Origin of the sequence: Amycolatopsis australiensis, assembly GCF_900119165.1 — a bacterium.
Lineage (GTDB): Bacteria > Actinomycetota > Actinomycetes > Mycobacteriales > Pseudonocardiaceae > Amycolatopsis > Amycolatopsis australiensis.
The window spans coordinates 6519469-6537095 of record NZ_FPJG01000006.1 but is presented as its reverse complement, the minus strand read 5'-3'; the positions used below and the strand labels follow the sequence as shown (position 1 = coordinate 6537095).

The window sequence follows — 17627 nt, the reverse complement described above, 5'->3', positions numbered from 1 at the left end:
GGCTACAACATGTTCTTGACCTGCAGCGCCAATACGCTGCGTTTCGCCGACCTGCCCACCCGCGTCGCTTCGGCGGCCGCGGCGGGCTTCACCGGGATCGGCCTGCGCCTGGCCGACTACCTCGACGCCGGACTGTCCGACGGGGACATCCGCGACCTGCTCGACCGCCACGGCGTCCGCATCCTCGAGCTGGAGCACACCTGGGACTGGGCCGCCGGGAAGGATCCGGCAGAGGAGGCGATGTGGCGGCTGGCCGACCACGTCGGGTTCCGGCACCTCAACATCCCGATGTTCTTCCCGCACCCGGTGCGGGACCTGATCGAGCCCTTCGGCGCCTTCTGCGACCGCGCCGCCCGCCACGGTGTCCTGGTCGGGTTCGAGTTCCTGCCCTACAGCCACGTCCGGACCATCGCGGAGGTGGCCGAGGTCGTGGCCGCCGCGGACCGCCCGAACGGCGGCATCACGCTCGACCTGTGGCACTGGTTCCGCTCCGGCGCCCGGCCCGCCGACCTCGCGGACGTACCGGCATCGGTGATCACGACGGTCCAGCTGAACGACGTGCGGCCCGAGCCCGGCCCGGACCTCACCGACGAAGCCCGGCACCGCCGCCTGCTCCCCGGCCGAGGCGCCGGGGACACCGCGGGCGTCCTGCGGGCATTGCGTGAGCACGGCGTCACCGCGCCGGTCTCCGTCGAGGTCTTCTCCGACGACCTCGACGCGCGCCCGGCCGCCGAAGCGGCCCGGCTGGCGTTCGACGCCGGTGCCGCCGTCCTCGATTCCGCGGGGCTCGCCGCGCCGGCCTGGCGCACGAACCTGGAGGCGGCCCGATGACCGGCTTCTCCGAAGAGACCTCGGCCGAGGTCGTCACCGCGAGTTTCGCCGGCACCCCCGATCCGCGGCTCAAGCGGATCGTCACCAGCCTGGTCGAGCACCTGCACGCGTTCGTCAAGGACATCGAACCGACCGAAGCGGAATGGCAGCGGGCCGTCGATTTCCTCACCGCCACCGGGCGGATGTGCGACGAGACCCGGCAGGAGTTCGTCCTGCTGTCCGATGTGCTCGGGGTGTCGATGCTGGTCGACGCGATCAACCACCGCAAGCCCGCCGGCGCCACCGAGACCACCGTGCTCGGCCCGTTCCACCTGGTCGACTCCCCGCCACGGGAGCTGGGCGCCGACATCTCGCTGGACCACAACGGCGAGCCGTGCGTGTTCACCGGCCGGGTGTCCTCTTCGGACGGCACGCCGCTGCCCGGCGCGCTGGTCGACGTGTGGCAGGCCAACGGAGCCGGCTTCTACGACGTCCAGCAGCCCGGCGTGCAGCCCGAACGCAACCTGCGCGGGCTGTTCACCACCGACGAGTCCGGCCGCTTCTGGCTGCGGACCGTCGTGCCGCGGTACTACCCGATCCCGGACGACGGCCCGGTCGGCAGGCTGCTCGCCGCCACCGGACGGCACCCGAACCGCCCCGCGCACATCCACGTCATCGCCGGTGCGGAAGGCCACGTCCCGGTCACCACCCACGTCTTCGTCGAGGGCAGCCCGTACCTGGACTCCGACACGGTGTTCGGGGTGAAGGAGACGCTCGTCCGGCCGGTCACGACCGTCGACGACCCCGCGCGGGCGGCGCGGTTCGGCGTGGAGAACCCCTTCCGGCTCCTCGAGTTCGACGTCGTCCTCGCGGAGGTGCCGCGATGACCCGCGCCTTCGTCCACGAAAACCTTCCAGGCCGCGTGGTCTTCGGCGCCGGGGCCCGGCATCGGCTGCCCGGGGAACTCGAGCGGGCCGGGCTGCGCCGGCCGCTCGTCGTGTGCGCCCCCGGTGAGGCGGACCTCGCGGCCGAGCTGGCACCCCCGGGCGCCGAACTGCATCCCCGCGCGGCGATGCACGTCCCCGCCGCGGTCGCCGCCGAAGCCGTGGCGGCCGCGGCCGGGGCCGACAGCTGCGTGGCCGTCGGCGGGGGTTCCGCGGTCGGCCTGGCCAAGGCGGTCGCCAAGGAGACCGGGGTGCCGGTCGCCGCCGTGCCGACGACCTACTCGGGCTCGGAAATGACTCCCATCTGGGGCATCACCGACGAGACCGGGAAAACCACCGGCCGCGACCCGAAGGTCCGGCCCGTCCTCGTCGTCTACGACCCCGAGCTGACCCTTTCGCTCCCGCCGGAGTTCTCGGTGACCAGCGGGATGAACGCCCTCGCCCACGTCGCGGAGGCGCTCTACGCGCCGGACTGTTCGCCGGTCACCGCGCTCGTCGCGAAGGAGTCGGCGCGCGTCACGGCCGCCGCCCTGCCGCGGGTGTCCGCGGACCCGCTGAACCTCGACGCGCGCGCGGACCTGCTCTACGGCTCCTGGCTCGCCGGAACGGCGCTGGGCGCCACCACAATGTCGCTGCACCACAAGCTCTGCCACATCCTCGGCGGCGCCTTCGACCTGCCGCACGCGCCGGTCCACACCGCGGTGCTCCCGCACGTCCTCGCGGTCAACCTGCCCGCCGCCCCCACGGCCAGGGCCGCGCTGGAGTCGGCGTGGAACACCCCGGACCCGGCCGGGCACGTATTCCGCCTGGCGCAGGGCCTCGGCGCCGAGATGTCGCTGAAAGCCCTCGGCCTGCCCGAAAACGGCATCGACGCGGTCATCGACCGGACGCTGGCCGCACCCTACGCCAATCCCGTACCCGTCACCGAAGCCGTTCTGCGGCGGCTGCTCCACACCGCCTTCACCGGCGGACGTCCAACGGAGGACTCATGAGCACTCTCGAACTGCACGCCCTGATCGACCGCCACCGGGTCGGCCGCCTGCAACGGCGTGTCCTTCTGTTGTGCCTCGGCGTGGTGACGCTGGACGGGATCGACGTCGCGATGGTCAGCTACCTCGGCCCGTCGCTCATTTCCGACTGGCACATCACCAAAGCCCAGCTGGGCCCGGTGGTCACGAGCGGGCTGCTCGGCCTCGCCCTCGGCTCCCTCGTCGCCGGGCCGCTCGCCGACCGGCTCGGCCGCCGCAAGGTCATCATCGCCTCGCTCGTGTTCTTCGGCCTGATGAGTGCCGCGACCGCGCTGACGACGGGCGTCACCGGTTTCTCGATCCTGCGCGTGCTGACCGGGTTCCGTCTCGGGGCCGCCCTGCCGAACGCGACCACGCTCGTGTCCGAGTACGCCCCCGCGCGCCGCCGCAGTGCGATGATGTCGCTGGCCTACTGCGGGATGACCCTCGGTGGTGCCGTGGCCGGGTACCTCACCAACGCGCTCGTCCAGGTCGCGAGCTGGCACTGGGCGCTCGTCGCCGGCGGGGCGCTCCCGCTGGCCTACGCCGTGGTCATCGCCGCCGCACTGCCCGAATCGCCGAAGTTCCTCGCCCGCCAGGAAGGACGGCACGCCGAGCTGGCCGCGTTGGTGAGCCGCCTCGTGCCCGAGACGTTTCCCGCCGGCACGCGCTTCGTGCTGGACGAGCCGGCCGTCGCCGCCAAGGTACGGGTGGCCGGGCTGCTGACCCGCCGGTTCCGCACCGGCACCCTCACGATCTGGGCCGGGTTCGTCGCCGCGTTCTTCATCGTCTACCTGATGAACAGCTGGCTGCCGATCCTGATGACCGACGTCGGCTTTTCGCTGACCGCCGCCGCGACCATCGGGCTGCTGCTGCAGGCCGGCGGCACGGTCGGCAACTTGGGCATCGGCTGGCTGATGGACCGCTTCGGCCTGCACCGCACGGTCGCGGCGGCCATGGGCTGCGCCGCCGTCCTCCTGGTCCTCGTCGCGGTCGCGCCGCAGGACGTCCTGGTCGTCGGCATCCTGATCTTCGTGCTCGGCATGTTCACCAACACCGTCGGTACCGGTTTCCCGATCCTGTCAGCGGACTTCTACCCGACGTCGATCCGCGCCACCGGGACGAGCTGGGCGACCGGCATCGCCCGGTTCGGCGCGATCGCCGGCGCGGCCGCCGGTACCGTGCTCGTCGCCGTCGGCTTGAACTACCGGCAGGTCTTCCTCGCCCTGCTGCTGCCCGCTGCCTGCTGCGTCCTCGCGGTCGTCCTCAAGGCCCGCTCGGCGCGGGCGACCCAGCCCGAACCCGTCGCGGCCTGACCACGAAAGGAACCACCATGCGGTTGAAGGACAAGATCGCGCTCGTCACCGGCGCGGCCGGGGGAATGGGACGCGCGACCGCCGAGGCGTTCGCCCGCGAAGGCGCGACGGTCGTGGTCGCCGACATCCTCGACGAGGACGGCGAGAAGACCGCCGCGGAAATCCGCGCCGCCGGCGGCGAAGCGCAGTACCGGCACCTGGACGTCACCGACGAGGACGCGTGGACCGCGGTGATCGGCGAGGTCACCGCCCGGTTCGGCCGGCTTGACGTGCTGGTCAACAACGCCGGGATCAGCGGCTCGTTCGACCCCGACCCCAGCAGCACGGCCTTCTACGACCAGCTGATGCTCGTCAACGCCAAGGGTGTCTTCCTCGGCATCAAGCACGCCGCGGCCGCCATGGCGCGCACCGGCGGGGGTTCGATCGTCAACCTGTCGTCGATCTCCGCGTCCGTCGGCCAGTTCGGGATCCACCTGGGCTACGGCGCGTCCAAGGCCGCGGTCAAGGCGATGACGCGGACGGCTGCGGTGCAGTACGCGGAGCAGGGGATCCGGGTCAACGCCGTCGCGCCGGGCATGCTGCCGCCGATGCGCACGTCACGCGGCTCCGCCGACCCGGCCTGGCGTGCGCAGCAGATCGCGGCGGTGCCGATGCGGCGGGAAGGGGAGGTGCGGGAGGTCGCCGACACGATCCTGTTCCTCGCGAGCGCCGAAGCGTCCTACGTCACCGGCGCCGAAATCCTCGTCGACGGCGGCTACACCGCGGTCTGACTCACAGGAACTCCCGGAGGGCGCGCACCAGCTCCTGGGGTGCCTCCTCCGGGACGTAGTGCCCGCCCGGCACGGCGTGCCCGCTCACCATGGCCGGGTCCGCGTGGTGGTCCTGCCAGACGCCCACGACGTCGCTCGTGGCGAGACCACCCTCGGCGCCCCACAGGACCAGCAAGGGCGCCGCCAGCCGGTGCCCGGCCGCGTGGTCGTCCTCGTCGCGCGCGAGGTCGACGTCGAAGCCGGTGCGGTAGTCCTCGAAGGACGCCCGGAGGTGCCCGGGATCGCTGAACGCGGAAACGTAGTGCCGGAACGTTTTCTCGTCGACGGCGCCGGATTTCCGGACCGCGGCGAAGAAGTGCCCGAGGTAGGCCTCGACGTTACCGGACACCAGCTCGACGGCGAGGTCGGGGTTGCGGTGGAAGAACCAATGCCACATCGCGGCCGCCGACTGGCGGTCGAACGAGTTCATCACCACTCGCGTCGGCAGGATGTCCAGCAGCACCAGGGCGTCCACTTCGGACGGGTGGTCGAGGGCCCACCGGTGCGCGACCCGGGCGCCGCGGTCGTGCCCGACGACGACGGCCGCGTCATGGCCGAGGTGGCGGATGAGCCCGCTGACGTCACCGGCGGTCGAGCGCTTGTCGTAGCCGGCTGCGGTGAGGCCGGAAGCGCCGTAGCCGCGCAGGTCCGGGACGACGACCGTGTGGTCCCGGCCGAGCGGCTCCACGACGTGGCGCCAGCACTCGCCGGTCTGCGGCCACCCGTGCAGTAGCACGATCAGGCGCGGCCCGTCCCCGACGACGCGGTAAGCCAGTTCCACGTCGGCCAGCCGAACCGAGTCGAAGGTGTCCCAGGTCATTTCTCTCCTTCGTGATGACGATGCTCGAAAGGTCCACCATGCCGGTCCGGGCGCTGTCTCCCAAGGACGTCGGGTCACTCAGTGGCAGTTGGACACAGCGCCACCGAGAATCGCGCGCGGACCAGCGGCGGAACAGAGAATTCAACCGCTCGGGGACACGCTCACCGTGGATCTGGCTCGCAGCCGCCTCGATGCGCTGGCGGTCGCCGGACGTCAATTCGACATCGAGTGCTCCCAGGTTCTCTTCCAAGCGATGCAGTTTGGTGGTGCCGGGGATCGGCACGAACCACGGCTTCCGCGCCAGCACCCAGGCGAGAGCGATCTGGGCTGGTGCGGCTCCCTTGTCGTCGGCGATCTGCCGCAGCAAGTCGACCAGTGTCCGTTGGCTTGTCGTGCTTCGGGAGTGAAGCGCGGCAGCATGCGACGGAGGTCGTCGGCCAGCGATGTGTGGCAGTCGAGGGTGCCGGTCAGGTATCCCTTGCCCAGCGGGCTGTACGGCACCAGACCGATGCCCAGCTCTCCAAGGTCGGAATGATCTCGGCTTCGTGGTTTCGCATCCAGAGCGAGTATTCGCTTTGCAGCGCTGCCACCGGCTGCACGGCGTGGGCGCGGCTGGTAGTCGTCACACCGGCCTCCGACAAACCGGAGTGTTTGACCTTGCCTTCGGTGATCAACTCCTTCACTGTGCCTGCTGCGTCTTCGGTGGGCACCTCGGGATCGACGCGCCCACCCGCACCGATTTCGGTCGCTTGAGCACGATCCCGGTCGCCGCGACGACCGCGCTGTGTGCACTGCGCCGGTGGGTTCGATCCTGGGCAGGCGGGTGCTCGTCACGGGTGCCTCGGGCGGGGTCGGCCGGTTTGCGGTGCAGCTCGCCGCGGCGGGTGGCGCGGAAGTGATCGCGACGACTGGTGACGTGGCACAACGGGACGGGTCGCACGCGCTGGGCGCCCACCACGTGCTCGGCTCGCCAGGCGAGCTCACCGAGCCGGTGTCCGCGGTCCTCGACATGGTCGGCGGCCGGCAGCTGGTGTCGGCGCACGGGCGGCTCGCCCGTGGCGGCATGCTCGTCGCGATCGGTCATGCGGCCCGCGAGGCCGAGGTGTTCGACTTACGGCGCCTTCTTCGCCGACGAACACGGCCATGACCGCACGATCACCACGTTCTTCCTGCTGGCGCTGGGGGATCTGGCCGGCGATTTCGGCTGGCTGGCCGCGCGGGTGGCATCCGGCGCGCTGGATCCGCGGATCTCCCGGCGCGGGGACTGGACCGGCCTGGTCGAGGCCGCGGCGCTCATCGCCGGCCGGCGGCTCCACGGCAAGGCGGTGCTGGACGTGGCCTGACGGCCGCTCAGGCGGCACCGAGAGCTGTCGCTATCGCATCTCGTATCTCCTTGTCGGAGGGCATGCGCAGGCCTCGCTCGGCGGAGATCTCCCGCAGGGACGTCATCTCCACGTCGGGCATCCCGCAGGCGGTGAACCTCCGGAACGCCGACATGTCGGGGTCGACGTTGACCGCGAAGCCGTGGCTGGTGACGCCGGACCGGATGCGCATGCCGATTGACACGAGCTTGCGGTGCTCGGGCGTCCACACTCCGGCCAGACTGCTCGCACCGCGCGGTGTATCCCGCCGCAGCGTGGTGAACCCGAGGGTGTCCAGCGCTTGGATCAGCCCTCGTTCGAACCGGCGGACGGCCGCCCCGGTCCGCCGGCACGGTCGGCACACCCGGCAGCGCGGTGGGCACGTCTCGCGGGTCAGTGCGCTTGCCGTAGGTGATCACCGGTGGATGGGTGAGCAGGAACAGCCGGTCCCCGTACGCGCCCGCCCGCCGTTCCTCGACCCAGCGCCGCATATCCGCGATGGCGCGGTCGTAGGAAACCTCCCCAGATCGACCCGTTTCATCGGCGGAGAGGTGTTCACGCTTTCCGGTGACAGAAGGTGGTGTTCCACGGCCCGAGTATATCTGGGTTCTCGCCGTCTTGAAGTGGAATAGTAAATCTATGGAACCAGCTTGCCTCCGCCGGGCGTGCCGGTAAACCCGACGGGAAAGTGTGGTTTTCGACAGGAAAGGTGCAGCTCCGGCGGGCCGCACGACCTGGTGTTTCCCCATGACATGATCGCTCGATGGGCGAAAGGTGTCCGCCCTACTTGGTCCCTCGGGGTTCAGTGCGCGGTGAGTCCGCCGTCGACGATGAGTTCGGTTCCGGTGACGAACGAGGATTCGTCGCTGGCCAAGAAGAGCATCGTGGGAGCGACCTCGGCGGGGCTGCCTGCGCGGCGCATGGGGGTGCGCATGATGTCGGGTTGTTGGTCGCCCTGCTCGTCGAGTAGTTCTTGGATCATCGGGGTGGCGATGACTCCGGGGTGCACCGAGTTGATCCGGACGCCACGGGTCGCGTATTCGACGGCGGCGGTCTTGGTCAGCAGCCGCACTGCTCCCTTGGACGCCTGGTACGCGGCGGCGGCTCCGCTGCCGACCAGGCCCAGCACCGAGGAGGTGTTGATGACCGAGGCGTTACCGGAGGCGCGCAGCAAAGGCATGGCGGTCTTCATTCCGAGCCAGGTGCCGGTCTGGTTGATCGCGATCACCCGGTCCCAGGAGTCCTGTGTGGTGTCCTCGACGCCGGGCCAGTCCACGATGCCGGCGAGGTTGACCAGGACATCGAGCCGGCCGAATCGTTGCCGGGTCAGTTCGATGATCTCGCGCCAGTTCTCGGATGAGGAGACGTCCAAGCGGGCAGCCAGCACCTCGGTGCCGGTGGCTTTCAGTCGCGCGGCAAGCTCCCGCGCCGCGTCCTGGGCGATGTCGGTGACGACCAGGTGGGCGTCTTCGTGGGCGAACAGTTCCGCGGTGGCTTGTCCGATGCCGCCGGTCGCGCCGGTGATCAACGCGACTTTGCCGGCGAGGCGTCCAGGCATGATGTGCTCTTTCCTCTCGTTGGGTTTGTGGGGTGTCAGGCCGCGGTGTAGCCGCCGTCGGCGGCGACGACCGCGCCGGTGATGAAGCCGGAGCGGGGCGAGGCCAGGAAACCGATCACCTCGGCGATCTCCTCGGGTTGCGCGACCCGGCGCAAGGGGTGGGCGTCGCCGAAGGAGCGCAGATACTCCCGGCTGTCGGCCCGGAAGTTGTCGAGCATGTCGGTCTCGATCACACCGGGGGCGACGACGTTGGCCCGGATGCCGTGCGGGCCGCCCTCTAGCGCGAGCACCTTGGTCAACTGCGCCAGTGCCCCCTTGGACGCGCTGTAGGCCGCGGCTTCGACCATCCCGACGGTGCAGGCGAACGACCCGACGGTGACGATCACACCTCCGCCGCGTTCGCGCATCGCCCGGAATGCCTCCCGGGCGTGCAGAAACGCCCCGCGGGCGTTGATCGACATCAGCTCGTCCCAGTCGGACGCGGTGGTCTCGGTGATTGGCTTGTTCACCGATCGGCCGGCGTTGCTGACCAGGATGTCCAGGCTGCCGAACCGGTCGATCGCCGCGGCGACCGACCGCACCGCGGTGTCCTCCCGGGACACGTCGCCGACCAGGGTGGACACGCCGTTGGACCGGGTGGCGAGATCGCCCACTTCAGGGCGGAGGTCGGTGGCCAGCACTCGCGCGCCGCGGGCGTGCAGCCAGGCGACCGTGGCCGCACCGACCCCGCGGGCGGCACCGGTGACCAGCGCGACTTTGCCCTGCAGGTCATGGCCCACGAACTCGCTGCCGGTGGGTGGCACGCTCATCGCCGTGCCTGCCCTCGGTGATCAGCAGCGGCGGACTCGCAATAGAGGACGAGATGCTCGTGGTAGAGCACGCCGTCGCTGATGTCGCCCGTCGCGGTGGAGCCGGTGTCGTCCACGTGGTTGAGGTGGTTCCCGGTCACCGTGTAGCGACTGGTGTAGGCGCCGCGCCGTTCGCCGCGCGCTTCGTGGTAGCGCCTGTCAGCGCGCAGCTGTTGCCGGATGTGTCCGTCCGCGGTGCTCCACAGGCCGACCACGTGGATTTCGCTCGTCATACCGTCCAGCGTCGGCGACGGTGACAGGCGATGGCAGGACCTGTGGTGGCTGGGTGTGCCGCACCCTCCCAACCGGGCGGCGAGCGATCTACTCTCGTGACATGGCCAGTGGTGAGCTGGGGGCGTTCCTGCGAGCGCGTCGCGCGGGGCGGTCTCCGGAAGACGCGGGCGTGCTCTACTCCGGCCGGCGCAAGGTGCCCGGACTGCGCCGCGAAGAAGTCGCCGTGCTCGCCGGGGTGAACGCCGACTACTACACCCGCCTGGAACAGGGCCGCGAGACCCACCCGTCCCCGCACGTGCTCGATGCCCTCTGCCGCGCGCTGGATCTCGGCTGCGACGCTCGCGAGCACCTGTACCGGCTGGCCGGCGCCACACCAGACCACACCCCCGCGCCGACGCCTCAGGCCGTGAGCCCCGAACTGCGGCAACTCATGGACGGTTACCCGCACACGCCCGCTTTCGTGCTCAACCGCATCCTTGACGTACTGGCCACCAACGCCCTCGCCGACGCGCTGTTCTCACCATTCCGCGCGGTGGACAACCTCGCCCGCATGACCTTCCTCGACCCCGCGGGACGACGGTTCTACGCACGCTGGGACTGGACCGCACAGGCCACCGTGGCGAACCTGCGGGTCGCCATGGGCTTCGACCCACACGATCCTGATCTGCGGCGCCTAGTGGCCGAACTCAGCGAGGGCAGCACGCACTTCCGCGCCTTGTGGGAAACCCACCAGGTGCGCGGCAAGACACGCGAATCCAAACACCTCGTGCACCCCGACGTCGGCCCGCTCACCCTCACCTACCAGGCATTCGACGTGCGCAGCGTCCCCGGTCAACAACTGATCATCTACCACGCCGAACCCGGCACACCCAGCGCCCACGCCCTCGCACTGCTCAGCAGCCTCCAGGCCACCACACACCACGCGCGTTGAACGGGCCGAGCGCTCTTCCCGTGGTTCGCACTTGACGAACCGCGGCTGCAGCGCCCGCGCTGCTGCTGCCCGGCAAGCTGGCCGCGCTGGTCGCAGCGCCGACTTCGACGCGGTCCAGGCCGGAGCCCGGCGCCTGATGGAGGACATGGCGCTCGCGCTGCAAGGGCGCGCCACGGGCGCACCGCGGTCGCGGACGTCTTTTGCGCGACCCGGCTGGAGCCCGACTGCGGGCTCGCGTACGGCGCGTTGCCGGGCGGCGTCGGCACCGCCGCGATCATCGGCGGCGCCGCGTGGCGCGCTGAGCCGGACGAACCCGTGACCACGAAGTCATCGACACCGAGGTGCTGTCCGCCCGCCTGCAGCGCGCTGTGCAGAGCACTCCCTTGACCCCCGCGATCGAGATCGATAGGGACGCCACGGCCGATCGGGACCGGTTGTGGATCGATTCCTGGCACCAACGTACCGCCGCAGGTGGCGGCGAGCACGACGGCGGACTAGCCGGCGAGCTGCCTGATCGCCGGGTTACAGCCCTGGATAGGCCGGGAAACTACAGCTGGGCACGCTGCCGCTGCCGGATACGCTGCTGGTCGTGACCGCGGTGATGACCAAGGCCCAGCGCACCGGGCGGGTGTTCATCGACTGGAGCCAGAACAACCCGGCGAAGACCACGATCGCGCCGTGCTCGCTGCGCGGGCGCGACACCCCGACCGTGTCCACCCCGATCACCTGGGACGAAGTCGAGTCGTGCGAGCACGTCAGTCAGCTGACTTTCGCCGCCGACGACGTCCTCGACCGCGTGCAGCAGCACGGCGACCTTCTCGCCGAGCTCGACGAGACCAGGGCTCCGCTGCCCGCACGGTGACATAGTTTCCGTCATTCCGGTTGGCAGCGACGGTAGGTCTCGGCGGCAGACGGGGGCGTTCTGCCGCCGAGCCGAACCCCTCTGTGATCGAGACGCTCAAGCGGGCGTGCCGGACCTTCGGACGTACCCGGACGGCCCCATGAACTGGCGGTTCACGCCGACCGGCGTGGAGTTGCTACTGGCACGCTCCCATCCCAGCAGCAAGGAAAACCGCGACGTGAAGTACTGGAAACGACGCGTATTCGATCGGCACGTGTTAGTCGATGGGGAAGCAGCACAGGTGCTGGATTCTGCTGGTGGCAGATTTGGCTGACCTCCGATGTTGCCGCCTGTCGAGGTAAAGGGGCGTCCCTATGTAGTTGTCAAGTCGCGTCCGGCGCTGTGTCATCGCCGACGCGCGGCCCCTGCTCCGTCCGAAGGACTGCGGTGGCGTGCCGCATCGAGACGGACCCGCGCCTCGTCGACCAGATGCACGCGCGCCCGTCAGCATCGGGGGGGCGGAGGAATTCCCTGGTGATCGACATGCCGGCGACGCCAGGTACGGCCGGGGTGGCCGCGAATCCGCCGGACCGGCCGGTTCGCGTCCTCCCACGGGAGGACCATGTCGAGCCGCCGGGATGACGCCGCGGGCCCCGTCGCCGCGTTACGTTCGGCTCGTGGAACGGCTCGTGAAGTGGGTGCGCAGGCACCGGTGGGCGGTGGACCTGCCGCTGTACGCCGTGTTCGTCTTCCTCGCGCCCGGCTGGATCGGCCCGGACCCGTGGGTGCTGCGGGCGATCCCGATGTTGTTCCTGCTTCCCCTGCTGGTCCGGCGCCGGTTCCCGCGCACGGTCGCGGTGCTCATCCTGGCCGCCACGCTCGTCGCCTACACGAACGGGATCTGGGCCTACGACCGGGGCCGCGCCGAGCTGAGCATGGCCGTGGTGCTGTTCAACCTCGTCCGGCGCGGCGACCGCCGGTTCGCCGCGCTGACCGCGGGCGGGATCCTCGCGCTCGACGTGCTGTGGGGCATCGGCCGGGGCCCTGACACGCAGAACCCGGTCCTGAACGTCGTCGTCATCATCCCCGTCCACGTCGCCGCGTGGGCGCTCGGCGAGTTCTTCCACGCCAAGGCCCAGCTGACCGCGGAAGAGAACCGGCGCGCCGAGGCGCAGGCCCGGGCGGCGATCGCCGAGGAGCGCACCCGGATCGCGCGCGAGCTGCACGACGTCCTCGCGCACAGCATGAGCGTGATCGTGCTGAACGCCGAGGGCGCGAAGCTGGCGCGGCACCGCGACCCCGAAACCGTCGACCGCACGCTCGACACGATCGGCCGCACCGGCCGGGACGCGCTCGCGGAGCTGCGGCGCCTGCTCGAAGTCCTGCACGCCGGGCCGGCGGCGTGCAGCCCCCAGCCGACCACCGCCGAGCTGCGCGGGCTCGTCGAGCAGTGCGGGCGCGCCGTTGCGCTGGAGGTCACCGGCGACCCCGGCGGCTTGCCCGCGAGCGCCGCGCTGCAGGCGTACCGGATCGTCCAGGAGGCTCTGACCAACATGATCAAGCACGCACCGGCCGACGCGACCGGCCGCGTCGAAGTCGCCTTCGAACGGGAGAAGATCCGGATCGAGGTGACGAACACCGGCGGGCAGTCGCCGCCGGCGCCCGCCTTGCCCTCGTCCGGGCGCGGGCTGGCCGGGATGCGCCAGCGCGTCGAGATGTACCACGGCGAACTGGCCGCCGGGCCGCTGCCCGACGGCGGGTACCGGGTCAGCGCGAGCCTGGTGGTCGCGCCGTGACCACGCGGGTGCTGCTCTGCGACGACCAGGAACTGGTGCGCGTCGGACTCCGGATGATCGTCGAAAGCCAAGACGACCTCGTCGTCGCGGCGGAGGCGGCGAACGGCGAAGAAGCCGTCGCGAAGGCGCGTGAGCTGCGGCCGGACCTGGTGCTGATGGACGTCCGGATGCCGGTGCTCGACGGCGTCGCCGCGACCGGGCGGATCTGCGCCGAACTGCCGGACGTGCGCGTCCTGGTCATCACGACCTTCGACCTCGACGAGTACGCCTATGCCGCGCTGCGCGCCGGTGCCAGTGGGTTCCTGGTCAAGGATGCGCCGTCGGACGAGATGCTCGTCGCGATCCGCGGGGTGCTGCGCGGCGACGCGATGGTCTCGCCGTCCGTCACGCGGCGGCTGCTGGACCGCTACCTCGGCGACGGCCGCGACCCGGTCGATGTCGCGAAGCTCGGCGTCCTGACCGAACGCGAGAAGGACGTGCTCGGGCTCATCGCGCGCGGGCTGTCCAACGCCGAGATCGCGGCGAAGCTGTACATCGGCGAGACGACCGTGAAGACGCACGTCGGGCGGATCCTCGGCAAGCTGCGGCTGCGCGACCGGGTGCACGCGGTCGTCTTCGCCTACGAGTCCGGACTGGTGCGGCCAGGCTCTTGATCACTCCTCATTATCCACTTGATGAGGAAGGATAGAGTACTTTGCATGACGATATACAAGTCCGAAGCCGGCGCGCCTCCTGCGTGAGCGCTACCGGGAGGCGCTGAAGGCGTGGCCCGGCGCCCGCGAGGAGGTGCGCGTCCCGACGCCGGGCGGCGAGACGTTCGTCGTGGTCTCGGGTCCGGCCGGCGCCCGCCCCTGGTGCTGCTGCACGGGTCCGGCAGCAACGCGGCGGAGTGGGCGCCGCGGATCCCGGCGCTGACCGACCGGTTCCGGGGCTACGCCGTCGACATCATCGGCGAGCCGGGGTTGAGCGCCGAGGCGCGCCGCCGCTGGACAGCGACCGGTACGCGCGCTACGCGGTGCTCGACCACTTCGGCGCCTCGCGAACGGCGTACCTGACCTCGTCGTTCGGCGGCTGGCTCGCCCTCGACCACACGACCCGGCGCCCCGAGCGCGTCGCCGCGCTGGCGCTGCGGTGCCCGACCGGCCTCGGCCCGATGAAGAAGGGGTCCGTCGTGAAGGCGGTGCTGCTGTCGCTGCTCGGCGAAAAGGGTGGCGGAAGTCCGTGGCGAGCACGATCGGCGAGCCGGAGACGTCCCCGATCGTCGAGCACCAGCTGCGCTGGAGGGGAGCGCGAAGCGGGTCGGGTAGATCGCGCCGTAGACCGCCCGGTCATCCTCGGGCACCGTGCGTCACGGGCCACGATCCAAGCCGGGCAGGCAGGTTCCCGAATCCGCGGGCGCGGACGGTGGAACGGCCCTACAGTGCTGGCATGACAGCGCCGGAGATGAGCACCGAGGGCACTCTCTCGCACCGCGGCCACCAGGTGTGGTGGGGACGCGCCGAGTCGCCCGGGGGTACCGCCCCGCCGCTGCTCACGGTGCACGGGGGCCCCGGCATGCCGCACGACTGCCTGGAGCCGCTGGCGGCGCTGCGCAGCGAGCGCCCGGTCGTGTTCTACGACCAGTACGGCTGCGGGCGCTCCGACCGCGCCGCCGACCCGAGCGAGTACGACGTCGAGCTGTTCGTCGACGAGCTCGCCACCGTGCGCGACCGGCTCGCACCTGGGCCGGTCCACCTGTTCGCGCACTCCTACGGCGGCCCCCTGCTGCTGGAGTACCTGCTGCGCCGGCGACCCGCGGACGTGCTCTCGGTGACCCTGTCGAACACGTTCCCGAGCGTCGCCGGCCTCTCAGCCGGCTGGGATGCGCGGCTCTCGGAGCTGGATCCGGAGCACGGGAAGGCGCTGCGCGACGGCCCCTCCGGCGAGGCCTACGGGCCGGCACTGGGCGAGTTCGTCTCGCGCTTCATCCTGCCCGGCGAGATGCCCGAGCCGCTCGTGCGCGCACAGATGAGCTCCGGCGGCGAGGTGTACGAGCGGATGCACGGCTCGTCGTGGTTCTCCGCTGACGGCCAGTGGTCGGCCTGGGATGCGACCGGCCGGCTCGCCACCCTCGAGGTCCCGACGCTGGTGGTGGGCGGCACGCGGGACCAGTGCGTCCCCTCGCTCGCCGCGACGCTCGCCTCGTCCCTTCCCCACGCCGAGCTCGTCGTGCTCGAGGCCGGCCACATGCCGTTCTTCGAGGTCGGCGACGCCTACCTCGGCCTGCTGCGCGACTTCCTGGCAGGAACCGAGTCCGGGTCTCCCGACGCCGGCCAACGCCGCATCCAGAGCGAGAACCTCCGCCACGACGTGCCTGAGTGAGCGCTCTGCGGGCGCTGACTGCGCTCCCACTCGGCACGGGTCAGCAGCTTCCCGGCCTTGTGCTGCGCCGCCACGCACGCGATGTGCGCATGGCGCGTGCGGTCCCGGTCGCTCTCGGGAAAGCGCAGCGTGTGCGGCGTCATCGCGAGCAGCGCCCCTGGCAAAGGGGCAGGTGTAGGTCTTCGGCTGCCGGCTCTGTGGCGTCGTTGAACCGGGGCGCGGCCGTCGAAGGTGGCGCCGTCGAAGGTCGCACCGTCGAACCGAGCGCCGCCGGTGAAGGTCACGCCGCTGAAGGAGGTCGTCCGTACTCGGCAGCTCTCCAGGGTGAAGTTGATCAGGTGGGCGTTGGTGAGGTCGAGGTCGTTCGGCGTTCCTTGGGCTGGAGATGCTCGGCGAGGATGCGCTGGGCCGCGAGCCGGACTTCCCGCTCCTGCACCTGGCGCTGATGCTCCTTCAATTGCGTCTCGTCGGCCGCGGCGGCTGGCTGGGTGTCCCCGGCGGGGTGTAGGGCATCCGCAGGTAGGCGCAGATGACGTTGACGATGCTCTGGCGCTGGCCGGGGTTGTTGTGGGCCAGCCGCTCGAGCGCGTACAACCCGGCCAGCCGGACCTGGCCTCGTCGGAGCCGAGCTGGTCGGCGGCCTTGGTGTAGAGCTCGGTGACGTTCTTCTCCGTCGCGTCGCTCTCGTTGTGCTGCTGGCGCCGCACCGCCAGCGGCAGCGCGAAGATGCCGGTGGTGCCCGCGCCGATCCCGAGACCGGTCTTGATCGCCTCGACCCGCGCCGCCGCCCTTTGGCCGTAGCAGCTGCCGCTGGGAAGAACGCGAGGCCACCGGGGCAGCATGGTCCGGATCGGCCTGGGTGGCGTGGTTGTGGGGTGGCCGGGTCCCAGCACGGCGCGGTCCACGTGTATTCGGGCGTACGGGCGAGCGCGCGGCAATCAGGACGCGGCCATAGCCTGGCGCCGGTGGTCGTTGCGGTGGACCAGCGCGGCATGGGGCCGTCGGGCAAGCCGCGGCGGGGCTGGCCCTGCTCAGCACGCGCGCGGTCGTTACGCGGTCGGTGTCGTGGTTGGGTCGGCGGCGGAGCCATCCGCGGTGGCGAGTTCGGTGGGTACCGCGAGAACGACGCGGTTGCGGCCGGTCTTTTTCGCGTGCAGCAGTGCCCGGGCGGCGGCGAGAAGAAGCTCGTCGGGGGTGTCGCCGGCCTGGGGGAGGGAGGCGGCGCCCATGGACGTGGTCACTCCGCGCAGGATGTGCTGCTTGCCGTCGCTGGTGGCGGTCAGGGTGATTGGTGTGCTGGCGAGCCGGAACGGATGCGTTCGGCGACATCAAGGAGCTGCTGATGCCCGAGGTCGGGCAGCATGATGGCCAGTTCGTCGCCGCCCCAGCGGGCTACCAGATCCGAGGAGCGGACCTCGGCCTGCACCAGGTTGGCGATGGTCTGGTCCCCGGCAGGGTGCCCGTAGATGTCGTTGATCTCTTTGAATCTGTCCAGGTCGAGGAACAGAACACCGATTGACGTGTGGGCTAGCTTGGCACGGCGCAGTTCGGCCGCCAGGGCGTCGGACCAGTAGACAGGGCGGCGAGGCCGGTTTCTGGCCGGTGCGGGCCTGGTGCATGTACTGGGGCAGCAGCAGGTCGCGGTGCGCACACAGCACGGCCAGCATGGGGGCGGGCAGCACCCACGGGGAGTGCACCAGCACCACCGCCATGGTCACCCCGAGGCCGAGCGCGGCCGCGACGACCAGCTGGTCGGCGGGGTGTCCGAGGGCAGCTTTGGCGCTGATGCGTTCGGCGGAGGACAGCACGATCGCCAGTACAACAAGGGCGTAATTGGTCAGCCACCAGGCCGCGGCCGCGGCGACCACCATGAGCAGGGACCAGGCGCCGGTCGGCAGGCGAGGCGCGGTAACAAGGCCGCCGGCGTGCAGGACGGCTCGGCGGTGGCAGAGGCGATCACGAAGGTGCTCGCGGAGTAGACCTTCCGGACG

At 70.8% G+C, this 17627-nt stretch carries 22 protein-coding genes and 2 pseudogenes; 15 read left to right on the top strand and 9 right to left on the bottom strand.

The window, feature by feature from the left end; genetic code table 11:
• Positions 1–9: 9 nt before the first annotated feature.
• The 5 genes from BT341_RS31840 to BT341_RS31820 are packed head-to-tail and all read left to right on the top strand — an operon-like array spanning position 10 to position 4847.
• Positions 10–831: a sugar phosphate isomerase/epimerase family protein gene (locus BT341_RS31840; RefSeq protein ID WP_143168696.1), complete on the top strand. Its 822-nt coding sequence runs from the start codon at positions 10–12 to the stop codon at positions 829–831.
• Complete coding sequence (locus BT341_RS31835; RefSeq protein ID WP_072479776.1) at positions 828–1697, top strand: intradiol ring-cleavage dioxygenase; 870 nt, start codon at positions 828–830, stop codon at positions 1695–1697. The genes BT341_RS31840 and BT341_RS31835 overlap by 4 nt, the downstream gene beginning before the upstream one ends.
• Positions 1694–2746, top strand: coding sequence for a maleylacetate reductase (locus BT341_RS31830; protein WP_072479775.1), 1053 nt, complete (start codon positions 1694–1696; stop codon positions 2744–2746). The genes BT341_RS31835 and BT341_RS31830 overlap by 4 nt, the downstream gene beginning before the upstream one ends.
• Positions 2743–4077, top strand: coding sequence for an MFS transporter (locus tag BT341_RS31825; RefSeq protein ID WP_072479774.1), 1335 nt, complete (start codon positions 2743–2745; stop codon positions 4075–4077). The genes BT341_RS31830 and BT341_RS31825 overlap by 4 nt, the downstream gene beginning before the upstream one ends.
• Before the next feature lie 17 nt (positions 4078–4094).
• Complete coding sequence (locus BT341_RS31820) at positions 4095–4847, top strand: SDR family NAD(P)-dependent oxidoreductase (RefSeq protein WP_072479773.1); 753 nt, start codon at positions 4095–4097, stop codon at positions 4845–4847.
• A gap of 1 nt (position 4848) precedes the next feature.
• Here the strand turns inward: BT341_RS31820 and BT341_RS31815 are convergent, their stop codons facing one another.
• The 3 genes and pseudogenes from BT341_RS31815 to BT341_RS47475 all read right to left on the bottom strand — a co-directional run bounded on the left by BT341_RS31815 (position 4849) and on the right by BT341_RS47475 (position 6389).
• On the bottom strand, positions 4849–5706 hold the full coding sequence (locus BT341_RS31815) for an alpha/beta fold hydrolase (protein WP_072479772.1): 858 nt from the start codon (positions 5704–5706) through the stop codon (positions 4849–4851).
• Positions 5707–5947: 241 nt separating this feature from the next.
• Positions 5948–6073: pseudogene (locus tag BT341_RS47480) on the bottom strand (aldo/keto reductase); the annotation flags it as partial.
• Between the two features lie 100 nt (positions 6074–6173).
• The gene (locus BT341_RS47475) at positions 6174–6389 is read right to left on the bottom strand and encodes an aldo/keto reductase (RefSeq protein ID WP_281256020.1); all 216 of its coding nucleotides are present in this window, start codon (positions 6387–6389) and stop codon (positions 6174–6176) included.
• Positions 6390–6490: 101 nt separating this feature from the next.
• Between BT341_RS47475 and BT341_RS47960 the strand changes: the two genes are divergently transcribed.
• Positions 6491–6853, top strand: a complete 363-nt coding sequence (locus BT341_RS47960) for a zinc-binding dehydrogenase (RefSeq protein ID WP_072479771.1) — start codon at positions 6491–6493, stop codon at positions 6851–6853.
• Positions 6789–7049: an MDR/zinc-dependent alcohol dehydrogenase-like family protein gene (locus tag BT341_RS31800; RefSeq protein ID WP_072479770.1), complete on the top strand. Its 261-nt coding sequence runs from the start codon at positions 6789–6791 to the stop codon at positions 7047–7049. The genes BT341_RS47960 and BT341_RS31800 overlap by 65 nt, the downstream gene beginning before the upstream one ends.
• A gap of 7 nt (positions 7050–7056) precedes the next feature.
• Here BT341_RS31800 and BT341_RS47955 read toward each other — a convergent pair whose 3' ends face one another.
• The 4 genes from BT341_RS47955 to BT341_RS31780 form a co-directional block, all read right to left on the bottom strand.
• On the bottom strand, positions 7057–7431 hold the full coding sequence (locus BT341_RS47955; protein ID WP_425426409.1) for a lipoyl protein ligase domain-containing protein: 375 nt from the start codon (positions 7429–7431) through the stop codon (positions 7057–7059).
• 438 nt (positions 7432–7869) lie between these two features.
• A complete protein-coding gene (locus BT341_RS31790) occupies positions 7870–8625 on the bottom strand; it encodes an SDR family NAD(P)-dependent oxidoreductase (RefSeq protein WP_072479769.1) in 756 nt (251 codons plus the stop codon).
• Between the two features lie 35 nt (positions 8626–8660).
• Positions 8661–9434, bottom strand: a complete 774-nt coding sequence (locus BT341_RS31785; protein WP_072479768.1) for an SDR family NAD(P)-dependent oxidoreductase — start codon at positions 9432–9434, stop codon at positions 8661–8663.
• Positions 9431–9706, bottom strand: coding sequence for an Atu4866 domain-containing protein (locus BT341_RS31780; RefSeq protein WP_072479767.1), 276 nt, complete (start codon positions 9704–9706; stop codon positions 9431–9433). The genes BT341_RS31785 and BT341_RS31780 overlap by 4 nt, the downstream gene beginning before the upstream one ends.
• A gap of 101 nt (positions 9707–9807) precedes the next feature.
• On the opposite strand from BT341_RS31780, the gene BT341_RS31775 reads away from it, so the two are divergent.
• The 7 genes and pseudogenes from BT341_RS31775 (at position 9808) to BT341_RS47470 (ending at position 16144) form a co-directional block, all read left to right on the top strand.
• Positions 9808–10638, top strand: coding sequence for a helix-turn-helix transcriptional regulator (locus BT341_RS31775; protein ID WP_072479766.1), 831 nt, complete (start codon positions 9808–9810; stop codon positions 10636–10638).
• Positions 10639–11227: 589 nt separating this feature from the next.
• Positions 11228–11500, top strand: a pseudogene (gene ligD, locus BT341_RS31770) (non-homologous end-joining DNA ligase LigD); the annotation flags it as partial.
• A 139-nt stretch (positions 11501–11639) separates the two neighbouring features.
• Positions 11640–11813 (top strand): hypothetical protein, encoded by a 174-nt coding sequence (locus BT341_RS45615; protein ID WP_177328943.1) that lies wholly within the window; start codon positions 11640–11642, stop codon positions 11811–11813.
• A 343-nt stretch (positions 11814–12156) separates the two neighbouring features.
• Positions 12157–13275, top strand: coding sequence for a sensor histidine kinase (locus BT341_RS31765; RefSeq protein ID WP_245805179.1), 1119 nt, complete (start codon positions 12157–12159; stop codon positions 13273–13275).
• Entirely contained in the window at positions 13272–13928 is a 657-nt protein-coding gene (locus BT341_RS31760; protein ID WP_072479764.1) for a response regulator, read from the top strand. Before BT341_RS31765 ends, BT341_RS31760 begins: the two co-directional genes overlap by 4 nt.
• A gap of 775 nt (positions 13929–14703) precedes the next feature.
• Positions 14704–15636: a proline iminopeptidase-family hydrolase gene (locus BT341_RS31750; RefSeq protein WP_084743058.1), complete on the top strand. Its 933-nt coding sequence runs from the start codon at positions 14704–14706 to the stop codon at positions 15634–15636.
• A gap of 385 nt (positions 15637–16021) precedes the next feature.
• On the top strand, positions 16022–16144 hold the full coding sequence (locus BT341_RS47470) for a hypothetical protein (RefSeq protein ID WP_281256019.1): 123 nt from the start codon (positions 16022–16024) through the stop codon (positions 16142–16144).
• Between the two features lie 541 nt (positions 16145–16685).
• On the opposite strand, the gene BT341_RS31745 is transcribed toward BT341_RS47470, so the two are convergent.
• Both BT341_RS31745 and BT341_RS31740 read right to left on the bottom strand, forming a co-directional pair.
• A complete protein-coding gene (locus tag BT341_RS31745; protein ID WP_143168694.1) occupies positions 16686–16877 on the bottom strand; it encodes a hypothetical protein in 192 nt (63 codons plus the stop codon).
• A 38-nt stretch (positions 16878–16915) separates the two neighbouring features.
• Positions 16916–17287: a GGDEF domain-containing protein gene (locus BT341_RS31740; RefSeq protein WP_072479760.1), complete on the bottom strand. Its 372-nt coding sequence runs from the start codon at positions 17285–17287 to the stop codon at positions 16916–16918.
• Positions 17288–17327: 40 nt separating this feature from the next.
• Between BT341_RS31740 and BT341_RS44590 the strand changes: the two genes are divergently transcribed.
• The gene (locus BT341_RS44590; protein ID WP_143168693.1) at positions 17328–17615 is read left to right on the top strand and encodes a hypothetical protein; all 288 of its coding nucleotides are present in this window, start codon (positions 17328–17330) and stop codon (positions 17613–17615) included.
• The last annotated feature ends 12 nt before the right edge of the window (positions 17616–17627 follow it).

Coding starts and splice junctions, on each gene's coding strand:
- BT341_RS31840 (WP_143168696.1), top strand. CDS start 10: ATGTTCTTGACCTGCAGCGCCAATACGCTGCGTTTCGCCGACCTGCCC.
- BT341_RS31835 (WP_072479776.1), top strand. CDS start 828: ATGACCGGCTTCTCCGAAGAGACCTCGGCCGAGGTCGTCACCGCGAGT.
- BT341_RS31830 (WP_072479775.1), top strand. CDS start 1,694: ATGACCCGCGCCTTCGTCCACGAAAACCTTCCAGGCCGCGTGGTCTTC.
- BT341_RS31825 (WP_072479774.1), top strand. CDS start 2,743: ATGAGCACTCTCGAACTGCACGCCCTGATCGACCGCCACCGGGTCGGC.
- BT341_RS31820 (WP_072479773.1), top strand. CDS start 4,095: ATGCGGTTGAAGGACAAGATCGCGCTCGTCACCGGCGCGGCCGGGGGA.
- BT341_RS31815 (WP_072479772.1), bottom strand. CDS start 5,706: ATGACCTGGGACACCTTCGACTCGGTTCGGCTGGCCGACGTGGAACTG.
- BT341_RS31800 (WP_072479770.1), top strand. CDS start 6,789: ATGCGGCCCGCGAGGCCGAGGTGTTCGACTTACGGCGCCTTCTTCGCC.
- BT341_RS31790 (WP_072479769.1), bottom strand. CDS start 8,625: ATGCCTGGACGCCTCGCCGGCAAAGTCGCGTTGATCACCGGCGCGACC.
- BT341_RS31785 (WP_072479768.1), bottom strand. CDS start 9,434: ATGAGCGTGCCACCCACCGGCAGCGAGTTCGTGGGCCATGACCTGCAG.
- BT341_RS31780 (WP_072479767.1), bottom strand. CDS start 9,706: ATGACGAGCGAAATCCACGTGGTCGGCCTGTGGAGCACCGCGGACGGA.
- BT341_RS31775 (WP_072479766.1), top strand. CDS start 9,808: ATGGCCAGTGGTGAGCTGGGGGCGTTCCTGCGAGCGCGTCGCGCGGGG.
- BT341_RS45615 (WP_177328943.1), top strand. CDS start 11,640: ATGAACTGGCGGTTCACGCCGACCGGCGTGGAGTTGCTACTGGCACGC.
- BT341_RS31750 (WP_084743058.1), top strand. CDS start 14,704: ATGACAGCGCCGGAGATGAGCACCGAGGGCACTCTCTCGCACCGCGGC.
- BT341_RS47470 (WP_281256019.1), top strand. CDS start 16,022: ATGCTCGGCGAGGATGCGCTGGGCCGCGAGCCGGACTTCCCGCTCCTG.